At 63.7% G+C, this 11,216-nt stretch carries 8 protein-coding genes and 1 pseudogene; 5 read left to right on the forward strand and 4 right to left on the reverse strand.

Going from position 1 to position 11,216, the window contains the following annotated elements; translation table 11 throughout:
• Positions 1-37 precede the first annotated feature (37 nt).
• Together Q0L25_RS21740 and Q0L25_RS21745 are read left to right on the forward strand one after the other, a co-directional pair.
• Positions 38-754, forward strand: coding sequence for a head GIN domain-containing protein (locus tag Q0L25_RS21740; RefSeq protein WP_296617980.1), 717 nt, complete (start codon positions 38-40; stop codon positions 752-754).
• A gap of 77 nt (positions 755-831) precedes the next feature.
• Positions 832-1,542: a DUF2807 domain-containing protein gene (locus tag Q0L25_RS21745; protein ID WP_296617981.1), complete on the forward strand. Its 711-nt coding sequence runs from the start codon at positions 832-834 to the stop codon at positions 1,540-1,542.
• A gap of 95 nt (positions 1,543-1,637) precedes the next feature.
• Here the strand turns inward: Q0L25_RS21745 and Q0L25_RS21750 are convergent, their stop codons facing one another.
• The 3 genes from Q0L25_RS21750 to mgtE form a co-directional block, all read right to left on the reverse strand.
• Positions 1,638-2,501, reverse strand: coding sequence for a DUF4253 domain-containing protein (locus Q0L25_RS21750; protein ID WP_296617983.1), 864 nt, complete (start codon positions 2,499-2,501; stop codon positions 1,638-1,640).
• A gap of 119 nt (positions 2,502-2,620) precedes the next feature.
• Complete coding sequence (locus Q0L25_RS21755; RefSeq protein WP_296617984.1) at positions 2,621-3,025, reverse strand: DUF1489 domain-containing protein; 405 nt, start codon at positions 3,023-3,025, stop codon at positions 2,621-2,623.
• A 50-nt stretch (positions 3,026-3,075) separates the two neighbouring features.
• A complete protein-coding gene (mgtE, locus tag Q0L25_RS21760; protein ID WP_296617986.1) occupies positions 3,076-4,494 on the reverse strand; it encodes a magnesium transporter in 1,419 nt (472 codons plus the stop codon).
• Between the two features lie 126 nt (positions 4,495-4,620).
• On the opposite strand from mgtE, the gene Q0L25_RS21765 reads away from it, so the two are divergent.
• Positions 4,621-5,076, forward strand: a complete 456-nt coding sequence (locus tag Q0L25_RS21765) for a peptidylprolyl isomerase (protein ID WP_296617988.1) — start codon at positions 4,621-4,623, stop codon at positions 5,074-5,076.
• Positions 5,077-5,294: 218 nt separating this feature from the next.
• Here the strand turns inward: Q0L25_RS21765 and Q0L25_RS21770 are convergent, their stop codons facing one another.
• Entirely contained in the window at positions 5,295-6,176 is an 882-nt protein-coding gene (locus Q0L25_RS21770; RefSeq protein WP_296617989.1) for a LysR substrate-binding domain-containing protein, read from the reverse strand.
• A gap of 332 nt (positions 6,177-6,508) precedes the next feature.
• Here Q0L25_RS21770 and Q0L25_RS21775 point away from each other — a divergent pair, with 332 nt between their 5' ends.
• Both Q0L25_RS21775 and Q0L25_RS21780 read left to right on the forward strand, forming a co-directional pair.
• The gene (locus tag Q0L25_RS21775; RefSeq protein ID WP_296617991.1) at positions 6,509-8,812 is read left to right on the forward strand and encodes a CDC48 family AAA ATPase; all 2,304 of its coding nucleotides are present in this window, start codon (positions 6,509-6,511) and stop codon (positions 8,810-8,812) included.
• Positions 8,813-9,328: 516 nt separating this feature from the next.
• Positions 9,329-11,216: pseudogene (locus tag Q0L25_RS21780) on the forward strand (hypothetical protein); the annotation flags it as partial.

The following is an 11,216-nucleotide window of genomic DNA, read 5'->3' on the forward strand; positions in this document are numbered from 1 at the left end:
TGGTGTGTTATCTATACAACACACAATGGAGGATCTCATGAACCGCTACATGCTGCTCGCCTTGCTTCCGCTCGCCGCCTGTTCGGGCACGGCCCGGTCGGAAGGCACTCCACCCAGCGGTACCGGCGGCAACCGCACCTTCGCCGTCGACGGCTTCACCGGAGTCGATGCGGCCGGGCCGGACGATGTCGACGTCCGTGTCGGGTCGAACTTCTCGGTCCGGGCCGAGGGCGATCCCAAGATCCTCGACAAGCTCGAAATCGTGAAGGAAGGCGACACGCTGAAGGTGCGCCGCAAGGAGCGCAGCTTCAGCTGGGGTGGCGAGCGCAGAGGCGCCAAGATCTACATCACCATGCCACGCATGACCGCGGCCAGCACCACCGGATCGGGCGACATGGCGGTCGATCATGTCGATGGCGAGAAGTTCCAGGCCAGCGCGACGGGATCGGGCGACCTCAATATCGGATCGCTCAGCGTCCAGGCGGTCGCTTTGTCGGTCACCGGGTCGGGCAATCTGGGCACCGCCGGCAGCGCCAGGACCGGATCCTTCTCGGTCACCGGATCGGGCGATATCACCGCCCCCAAATTGTCGCTCGGCCAGGCCAGCGTCAACGTCATGGGCTCGGGCGGCGTCACCGCCGCGGTCAACGGCACGGCCAATGTCAGCGTGATGGGATCGGGCGACGTCACCCTGACCGGCGGCGCCAAATGCACCACGTCGAAGATGGGATCGGGCGAGGTCAGCTGCAGCTGAGGGTTTCGGTTCAGCGAAGCTGCAAAGACTCTGACGCCGCTTGCATAAGGCGGCGGGGCGGTGCGATGCTCGCACCCATGCTCCGCCGCCCCTTCATTCTCGCGCTGATTGCGTCCGCCGCGCCGGCTCATGCCGCCGATCGCAGCTATGTCGTCACCAACTTCGACCGCGTGCGGGTGGATGGCCCCTATTCGGTACAAGTCGAAGTCGGCACCGGTGGCGCCGCCGCCAGCGCATCGGGCGACGACCGCGCGCTTGGCGATCTCGACATCTCGGTCAACGGCGGCACGCTGACTGTCCGCCACGGCAGCCAGGGCTGGGGCGAGCGCGGCAAGGCGAGCGGACCGCCACCGGTCATCACCCTGCGCACCCCGGCGGTGCGTGGCGCGACTCTGGTCGGCGGCGCCAGGCTGGCGCTTACCGGCACGCTCCGTACGACCAGGCTCGATCTCCAGGTCACCGGTGCCGGCACGATCGACGCGCGCGGCGTCGAGGCCGATGACGTCGTGGTCACCGTGATCGGCAACGGCAATGTCTCGCTTGCCGGACGCGCTGCCCGAGCTCGGTTCTCGACCAATGGCGGCGGCTCGATCGCCGCGACGGCGCTCGACGCGGGCGAGATCGTCGTCACTCTCGAAGGCGCGGGCGAAACGCGAGCACGCGCGCGGTATCTGGCCGACCTGACCAACAAGGGCCTTGGCCTGATCGCGGTCGCCGGCAACCCGAAATGCACCGTCCGCGGCCAATCGGTCGGGCCGATCGAGTGCGGCGTCGCCCCCCAGCCGTGACGAAGCGGGTGAAGCGCCATCCAAGCTTCGAATCCATCACCGGTGATTTGTCGACGGTCTCCTTATCGGGATAAGCACACGTCTAGCGGCTGTGTTCAATCCCACCAGAGATACCACCATTCCGACGCCATGAGCGTGGCAGCGAGAGCAGAGATTGTTCCGACGCCTTGATCTACGATATCGGGGCAATAACCGTACTGCTCCCTTGCAAGCTTCATCGCCTTCGCGCGGCTTTTCGGTCGATTGGCCACACGCAGATTGATGGTGTCGCCGTTCATTCCAACCAGTTCGGCGCCAAAGTCGCTGTGCCACGCCCGCAAAGCGGCGACGTGATATTCGGGTGGAGGGCATGCATTCCAATCGCCCCATCGCAAATAGGCGGGAACCTCCCATCCGTATGTCGTTGGGATTAGAAGAATGTGCACATGCTCAAGAAACTCGCCTTTCACGATGTCGGTCGCGACACTTGGGCCAGGAGAACCCACGCCGACATTTCCCGGCCAATCACCTTCCGGCGCTCTGAGATCGCCAGCCTTATATGCTCCCGCCCAATTCTTGAGATCGCGAGGAAAACTGAGCTTAGACGCCGCCGTGAGAACGTCCTGTGGTGAACGCAATTCCATACCGGCAATTGGATGCCCGGAGACTTCGGGGTCCACCATCGCGAACTGATCTACAACTCGCTCTAGGTCATCATCACCGCCGATTATAATCGGCCAACCGCGCCCCGCGCTTTTGAGCTTTTCCCATTCCAGAAGCGCGCTAGCGCCGGGGACCGTGACCCGTTCATATCCCAGGGCTGTCATCGCTCGACTTTGCATCGCCTCATATTTGGCTCGCTGCTCGGGCGTAAGGCGAGAGAGATCAAGCGGCGTCTGACCAGCCTGAGTTGATCGCGCTGCGACAGCCAAGCCGGTCGCCGCAAGGCCGCCCAAGACTGATCGTCGCGTCGTTTTCATGTCTTCGTATCGCACGCTCTGGCGAGCGTCCGCAATTGACAAGACCCCCCGCGCCCCTCGAACAGATTTAGTAGCCTCAATCTGCCAACATCGGTCAGTACGCCGACTTCAGTGGCAGATCAGAGCAAACCCAGTTCGGCAAGCTTCCCGATCATGTCCGCAGGAAGCTCACCGACCCCTTCGCCGCCCGCGCCGAGATCGCGTGGCGCGTCGCTGCCTTCGAGATAGCGCCAACCCTGGTGCGCGCGCTTGGGCCGTGCCTCGACCAGGACCAGGCGCGGATCGAGCCGGATCGCGGTGCGGCCGCCCGGCAATTCGCCAAACCCGACGATCGGCGAGCGCGCGACCAACTGGTGCTTGAGGATCCAGAACAAGGATCCCTGCCCGGCAATTTCTTCCCAGCGCTTGGGCAGATAGCGCGTGCCGAGCTCGTACGGCGGATCGCCCTCACGCGCGGCCCAGCGCGCGACGAACGCCTCCAGGCTCGCCACGCCGAACGCGACCTTGGTCAGATGAAGCGGCATCGCAGCGACATGGGACGGCGCGGCCGTGTCGGCAAGGGCGCCCGGGCCGGCTAGCCAGACAGCCCCCAGAGCAAGGCGAGCCCCAGGAACGAGAAGAACCCCATGCAATCGGTCATCATCGTCACGAACACCGCCGACGACACCGCGGGGTCGATGCGGAAGCGATCGAGCGTCACCGGGATCAGCACGCCCGACAGCCCGGCGATCAGATTGTTGATGACCATCGCCAGGCCGATCACGATCGCCAAGTCGCCGCGATGGAAGATCAGCCAGGTCCCGGCACCGATCAGCAATCCCAGCGACGCGCCGTTGGCTGCCGCGATCCTGAATTCGCGCAGGATCATCCGGACCGTGTTCGAATCGGTCAGCTGATTGGTGGCAATCGCGCGCACCACCACCGCCAGCGTTTGTGTCCCGGCGTTGCCGCCCATGCCAGAGACGATCGGCATCAGCACCGCGAGCAAGGCGAACTTCGCGATTTCCCCCTGAAACAACCCGACCACGGACGAGGCCAGGATCGCGGTACCGAGATTGACCACCAACCAGGTCAGCCGCGTCCGCACGGTAAGCCGGATCGGCTCGTTGATGTCGCCATCGCCCGCGCCCGAAAGGCGAGTGATGTCCTCGCCCGCTTCCTGCTGAATGATATGGACGACGTCGTCGACCGTGATCATGCCGACCAGCCGCCCGGCGGCATCGACCACCGCCGCCGAGATCAGCGCATATTTCTGGAAGCGCAGCGCAACCTCTTCCTGGTCCATATCGACCGGGATCAGGGTCTGTTCGCGCTTCATCACGTCGGCGATCGCGACCGAGCGCGGCGCGCGCAGGATCCACGATAGCGAACAGGTGCCGATCGGCTTGTGCCCGGGATCGACCACGAAGATTTCCCAGAAATCGGTGGTCAGCTCTTCCTGGCCGCGCAGATAATCGATCGCCTGGCCGACCGTCCAATGTTCGGGCACCGCGATCAGCTCGCGCTGCATCAGGCGGCCGGCCGATTCCTCCGGATAGGAAAGCGCTTCCTCGATCGCGGCACGGTCGTCGGGATCGAGCGCGCGGAGCACCTCGCGCTGGTCCGCCGGCTCCATGTCCTCGATGATCGCAACCGCGTCGTCGGTATCGAGCTCCGACGCGATGTCCGCCACTTCCTGCGGCTCGAGACTGTCGATCAAATCCTCGCGGACATAATCGTTCATCTCGGCGAACACGTCGGCGTCGAGCAGGTCGGTCAGCGCCTTGGCGAGCGGCCCGCGATCCTCGTGCGGCGCCAGCTCGAACAGATCGGCGATATCGGCGGGATGTAGCGGCTCGACCAGCGCGCGCGCGGCGTCATTGTCGCCGGCCTCGACCGCGTCGAGCACCGCGCGCACGAATTCGGGCTTCAGCCGGTCGTCCTCGTCCAGCTGATCCGCGACGTCATCGAGTTCGGTGGCGCCTTCCACGGGCGCCAGATCGGTCTCGCTCATCGTCTGACCTTTTTTCGGGCACCGGGATATCCATATCAGGCGCCGTACGCGGTTTCCGCGCGGTTTGCCAGCACCCACCGAGCAGTTTAGGGCAAGCGCAAATTCCCCGATTCATGGAGCAAAATGATGGCCGACACCCCCGAAACCCTGACCCTAACGCTGGATAGCGGCGATGTCGTCATCAAGCTGCGCCCCGATCTCGCGCCGCAGCATGTCGCGCGCATCGCCGAGCTGGCCAATGAAGGCTTTTACGATGGCGTCGTGTTCCATCGCGTGATCCCCGGTTTCATGGCCCAGGGTGGCGACCCCACGGGCACCGGCATGCACGGGTCGGACAAGCCCAACCTGCCGGCCGAATTCTCGCGTGAGCCGCATGTCCGCGGCGTCGCGTCGATGGCGCGGACGATGGACCCCAATTCGGCCAACAGCCAGTTCTTCATCTGCTTCGACGACGCGCGCTTCCTGGACGGCCAGTACACCGTATGGGGTGAAGTGACCGAAGGCATGGAGCATATCGACGCGCTGCCCAAGGGCGAGCCGCCGGCGAATCCGGGAAAGATCCTGAAGGCCCGCGCGGCGTAAGTGCGTAGGTTTCCCCTCCCTGCAAGGGAGGGAATTAAGGGGTGGGTAAGCGCTGGGCGAGGCTCGATGCCTCGTCCGGCGCTGTTTTTGGCGATGAACTCAAGAGTCTTTTTGGGCGCGCGGACGCGCGCACCCACCCCCGACCCCTCCCTTGCAGGGAGGGGCGTCTGCGAACTGAACCGCATGGGCAGATCGTCGGCAGGCGCCGCGCGACCTTCTTACGCCTCAAGCACCTCGACCAACCAGTCGTGGAACCATTTGACCTGGCGCAGCTGCATCGCGCGTGGACGGCAGACGAACCAATAGCTGTACGGGCTGGCCACCTCGATATCGAACAATTTGACCAGCCGCGGGTCATGCGCCTCGTCGAAATGGCTTTCGTGCATGAAGGCGATGCCCAGGCCCTGCGCCGCCGCCTCGAGCATCAGCGCGCCCGAATCGAAATGATCGATCGCCAGCGGCTCGAGCTCGTCGAGGCCCGCCGCGTGGCGCCAGGCGCTGAACGTGTCGGGCATGTCGCGATGGATCAACGCGGTCAGCTTCTCGATCTGTTCGGGGCGCGTGACCGGATCGGGCCCTTCGAGCATGGTCCGCGCGCCGATCACATAGACGTTATTGGTATCGAGCCGCCTGGCATAAAGGCTGGGATCGGGCTCACGCGCCAGCGCGATCGCGGCGTCGAGCCCGTCGCCGACTCGCGCCATATTATGCCCGGCCGTATCGATATCGAGATGGATCTGCGGATATCTGGATCGCAGATCCGCGAGGTGTGGAAAGATGCGTTGCGACGCGAACAGCGGCAACACGCCCAACCGCAGACGCAATACCTCGACTCCGCTGGTCATATATTCGACCGCGTCGGTCAGGCGGTCGAGCACCGGCGCGATCTGCTGCAGCAATCGTTCGCCGTCGCTGTTGAGCGCGACGGCCTGGTGCCGGCGTTCGAACAACGGCTTGCCGATGAAGCGTTCGAGCGCCTGGATCCGCCGGCTGAGCGCCGGCGCGGACAAAGCGAGTTCCTGCGCGGCGGCCTTGACCGATCCGGTTCGGGCGACCTGGACGAAGGCTTCGATCGCGGTCAGCGGTGGCAAACGGCGCATGGGCCTCCCCTCTTTTAGCGCGGTCGGTTGTGCATCGCGTCACATACCGATGCTTGGAACCGTATCATCCCCTCTCCGCAGAAAGAAAGGGTCGATTGCGAAAAATGCATGTTACCGGTTTCATTTCGCACTTGCACAATAACGTGCTGCGCTGCACATAGAGCGGGCCTTTCAGGCATCCTCTCCTAAAAACTTTCCCGGCCGGGCCCTTGGGTCCGGCCTTTTTTTGTCTCGATTCGCGGCCGCCTGATAGCCGCCCTCTCGCGTATCGGGAACCGGGTCACTATCTCACGCGCTCTCGATTCTTCCGTTAGCGAAACAAGGTGATTCCCATGGCAGACGGCGATGACGCCCCCCAGCGCAAGCTTCAGGTCGCCAATGCGCGGCCCGAGGACAGCGGCCGCGGACTGGCGCACATTCCGCGCGCGCTGATGGCGCAATTGGGCATCGGCGAAGGCGACATCATCGAAATCGTCGGCAAGTCGACGACGCCCGCCCGCGCCGTCGCGCCCTATCCCGAGGATGAGGGGCTCGAGCTGATCCGCATCGACGGCCTGCAGCGCGCCAATGCCGGGGCGGGGTCGGGCGACTATGTCGACGTGCGTAAGGCCGAGGCCAAGCCCGCGACGCGCGTCGTCTTCGCCCCCGCGCAGCAGAATCTGCGCCTGCAGGGATCGACCGCGGCGCTCAAGCGAACCTTTTTCGGCCGTCCGCTCTGCGCCGGCGATGTCGTCGCGACCGCCGGGCAGCAGCGCATCGATCCGGACGGCGTTCCGCCCAATGTCGCGCAATATCTCCGCGCGCCCGCCTATGCGCTGCAGGAAATCCGCCTCGCGGTGATCTCGACCGTGCCCAAGGGCGTGGTGCTGGTCGACGAGAATACCGAGATCGAGCTGCGCCCGGAATATGAGGAACCGAAGGACGCGCGGCGCGCCGACGTCACCTATGACGATATCGGCGGCATGGGCGACACGATCGACCAATTGCGCGAGATGGTCGAATTGCCGCTGCGCTATCCGGAATTGTTCCAGCGGCTCGGCGTCGAGCCGCCCAAGGGCGTTCTCCTCCATGGCCCGCCCGGAACCGGCAAGACGCGCCTGGCGCGCGCGGTGGCCAACGAAAGCGACGCGCAATTCTTCCTGATCAACGGGCCCGAGATCATGGGGTCGGCCTATGGCGAGTCCGAAGGGAAGCTGCGCCAGGTCTTCGAGGAAGCCAGCAAGAACGCGCCGTCGATCGTCTTCATCGACGAAATCGATTCGATCGCGCCCAAGCGCGGCAATGTGTCCGGCGAGGCGGAAAAGCGCCTGGTCGCGCAGCTGCTGACGTTGATGGATGGGTTGGAAGCACGCACCAATCTGGTGGTGATCGCCGCGACCAACCGGCCCGAGGCGGTCGACGAGGCGTTGCGCCGTCCCGGCCGGTTCGACCGCGAGATCGTCGTCGGCGTCCCCGATGAGCGCGGCCGCCGCGAAATCCTGGCCATCCATACCCGCGGCATGCCGCTCGGCGATCGCGTCGATCTCAACGAGCTTGCGCGCACGACCTACGGCTTTGTCGGTGCCGATCTCGCCGCCCTGGCGCGCGAGGCGGCGATCGAGGCCGTGCGGCGGATCATGCCTCGGCTCAACCTCGAGGACCGGACGATTCCGGCCGAGGTGCTGGAGACGCTGGCCGTCACGCGCGAGGATTTCCTGGGCGCGTTGAAGCGCGTCCAGCCATCCGCGATGCGCGAAGTGATGGTCGAGGCGCCGCGCGTCCGCTGGGAGGATGTCGGCGGGCTCGACGATGCGCAGATGCGGTTGAAGGAAGGCGTCGAACTGCCGCTCAAGGACCCCGACGCGTTCCGTCGGCTGGGCATCCGTCCGGCCAAGGGCTTCCTGCTCTATGGCCCTCCCGGCACCGGCAAGACGCTGCTGGCCAAGGCCGTCGCGCGCGAGGCCGAGGCGAATTTCATCTCGACCAAATCGTCCGACCTGCTGAGCAAATGGTATGGCGAGAGCGAGCAGCAGATCGCCAAATTGTTCGCCCGCGCCCGCCAGGTCGCGCCGACGGTGATCTTCATCGACGAGCTCGACAGCCTGGTTCCCGCGCGCGGCGGCGGCCTGGGCGAGCCGCAAGTCACCGAACGCGTGGTCAACACGATCCTGGCCGAGATGGACGGGCTGGAGGAATTGCAGTCGATCGTGGTTATCGGCGCGACCAACCGGCCCAATCTGATCGACCCGGCGTTGCTCCGTCCGGGGCGGTTCGACGAGCTGATCTATGTCGGCGTCCCCGACGAGAAAGGCCGCCGCCGCATCCTGGCGATCCAGACCCAGAAGATGCCGCTGGCCGACGATGTCGATCTCGATCGCATCGCCGCGCGCACCGACCGCTTCACTGGCGCCGATCTCGAGGACCTGACCCGGCGCGCCGGCCTGATCGCGCTCCGCAAGAATATCGACGTCAAGCACGTGACGATGGCCGATTTCGAGGACGCCCTGACCGACTCGCGCGCATCGGTGACCGCGGAGATGGAGCGCGACTACGAACAGCTCGCCGCGACGATGAAGCAGGACGCTGCGTCGCTGCAGCCCTTGGGCTTTATCTCGCCGGGGCAGTTACGGCCGCACGGGCCGAAAGGGACGGACTGAACAATCACCGGTTTCCCGCGACGGCGGGAAACCGGGACCGCCGCGAACGCAAGGCTTGAGCTGCTCGATCCCGACAACCCCTCATCCCCGTCAGCGTGTCGCGAGATGCGACGCCCCTGAGCTTGCGCTCGCGTGCGCCGCGCATCTGAATGTGTAGGCTGCAGCTATCTGCTCCAGATTTGTTCGCGTCAGGCAAGGTCTCGCCTAAAGGCTGCATGGACGCGTGACGGCGATTTCGACCTCAACGCGTCTCAGTTCCGGGCGTTTGAGTGATTGCTCCAGTGCGAGACGGGCTGGAGGACTGCTCCACTAGGCGCGGGATCGCCGCAAGGACGTGGAGAAGAATGACGTGGCGTCCTCACCGTGGCGGCGAAATCGTTACACCCGTATCCCGTGAACTTTATTTCCCAATCGAGTTACTGAGTCAGTTTGCGTTGTCAGTATGTTAGGCTAAGCTAGCGCGGGCGCAGGGAGAGATGGCCGGGCAATCGCGCGGGACGTTGTGTGGGGGAATGAATGCCGACTTATACAGGGACGAGTGCCTACAGCACATACACGCTGGAGGCTGGCGGGGTCGCGAGCGTAACGTACAGCAAGGATCAGTCGCTGATCTACGTCGCCAAGCGCGACGGCCATATCGACGTCTTCAATACCGCGACGCATAACCTGATCACGACCTGGACGGTCGGCGCCGCTCTGGGGGGTATGAGCCTGTCGGTAGATGGCAAGTTTCTACTTGTCGCCGAAAACACGGATACAACTACTGGCATCGTCCATCGCGTTTCGACTGCAACGGGACAGGTGCAGAACTACACTACAAATGTGGCAGGCATTACCGATGTGCAGATCGTCGATGCCCATACGGCCATCGTAAGTGATGGACCTACCCAGAAATTGGATTTGGATACGGGGGTATTCACGTCGTTGCCCGTCGCGGGTCCCTTTCTAACCGGAGATGGGGACCTGACGTTAATTGCCCAGATCGACCTTAGCGCTGGCGCCGTATATGATAACCGTACGGGTAGTATCGTGTATGGCGGCAGAGCGAGTGCGGATAATTGGGGTAGCCAAGCGATAAGTCAGTCCGCTGGCCAAATCGCAATATTCGACTATTATTCATCAGTCCGTTTGTATGACCTGTCATTCCATCTAACGGGCACCATCGCGCTTAGCGGGCCGATCGACGGTTTGGCTTACGACAAGCGGGGTGACTATTTATACGCTTACCTAGAGAGCGGGGTCCTTGCCAAATATAAGGTCGGAACCAGTCCTCAGCTCATGGACCAGTATAATGTTTCGGTTACGCTGTCGGGTAATCATGCTGGATCCGGCGATCAAATTCATGTTTCTGATAACGGAAATTATATAGCGTTGTCAGATACATATGCAGACTTCTTTGGAAATGGCGGCGGACACTTGGAGCTGATCGACCTGACGGCTCGTAATGAGACTTTTGTCGGAACCGCCGGGGATGACAATTTCTACGGCAAAGACGGCAACGATACTTATTACGTTAACTCTGCCCACGACCTGGTAGTCGAGAATGCCGCGGAAGGGACCGACGCCGTCCACACCACACTGCCCAGCTATACGCTGCCGGCCAATGTCGAGAATTTGATCTTTGACGGCACCGCTTCGTTCATCGGTACCGGCAACGCGCTCGACAACGTCATCGACGCGCGCGCGGCGATGGGGCCGTCGAGCCTGTACGGCTTGGAAGGCAACGACACCTTATATGGCGAGGGCGGCAACGACCGCCTGGAAGGCGGCGCGGGCGCCGATACGCTGATCGGCGGGTTGGGCGATGACACCTATGTCTGGGACAGCGCCGACGCGATTGTCGAGAATGCCGGCGAAGGCAACGACACGATCGAGAGCGCGATCACCACGTCGCTGGCAAGCTTCACCAATGTCGAGAACCTGACCTTGACCGGTAATGCTGCGATCAACGGTACCGGCGATGGTAATGCCAACGTGATCCGCGGAAATTCCGCGGCGAATACGCTGGACGGCGGTGGCGGGGCCGACAAATTGTACGGCGGCGCAGGAGACGACACCTACATCGTCAACAACGCTGGCGTGCAGGTGTTCGAGAACGCGAACGAGGGCATCGACACGGTGCGGTCTTCGGTGAGCTTCACGCTGGGCGCCAATGTCGAGAATTTGGTGCTGACCGGCACCGGCAACATCAACGGTTACGGCAATGCCGGCCAGAACATGATCACCGGCAATGCGGGCAGCAACACGCTCGACGGCGGTGGCGGCGGCGATACGCTGCAGGGAGGTGCCGGCAACGACGTCTATTACGTCCGCAACGCAGGCGACGTGATCGTCGAGGGCGCGGGAGAAGGCACGGCGGACACGGTGCTGGCGACGGTCAGCTACACGCTGACCGCAGGAGCCC

Origin of the sequence: Sphingomonas sp., from assembly GCF_024508665.1 — a bacterium.
Classification (GTDB): Bacteria; Pseudomonadota; Alphaproteobacteria; order Sphingomonadales; family Sphingomonadaceae; genus Sphingomonas.

What these genes read in the sequence shown, in the direction of transcription:
- Q0L25_RS21740 (WP_296617980.1), top strand. Translation starts at nt 38, where the DNA reads ATGAACCGCTACATGCTGCTCGCCTTGCTTCCGCTCGCCGCCTGTTCG.
- Q0L25_RS21745 (WP_296617981.1), top strand. Translation starts at nt 832, where the DNA reads ATGCTCCGCCGCCCCTTCATTCTCGCGCTGATTGCGTCCGCCGCGCCG.
- Q0L25_RS21750 (WP_296617983.1), bottom strand. Translation starts at nt 2,501, where the DNA reads ATGAAAACGACGCGACGATCAGTCTTGGGCGGCCTTGCGGCGACCGGC.
- Q0L25_RS21755 (WP_296617984.1), bottom strand. Translation starts at nt 3,025, where the DNA reads ATGCCGCTTCATCTGACCAAGGTCGCGTTCGGCGTGGCGAGCCTGGAG.
- mgtE (WP_296617986.1), bottom strand. Translation starts at nt 4,494, where the DNA reads ATGAGCGAGACCGATCTGGCGCCCGTGGAAGGCGCCACCGAACTCGAT.
- Q0L25_RS21765 (WP_296617988.1), top strand. Translation starts at nt 4,621, where the DNA reads ATGGCCGACACCCCCGAAACCCTGACCCTAACGCTGGATAGCGGCGAT.
- Q0L25_RS21770 (WP_296617989.1), bottom strand. Translation starts at nt 6,176, where the DNA reads ATGCGCCGTTTGCCACCGCTGACCGCGATCGAAGCCTTCGTCCAGGTC.
- Q0L25_RS21775 (WP_296617991.1), top strand. Translation starts at nt 6,509, where the DNA reads ATGGCAGACGGCGATGACGCCCCCCAGCGCAAGCTTCAGGTCGCCAAT.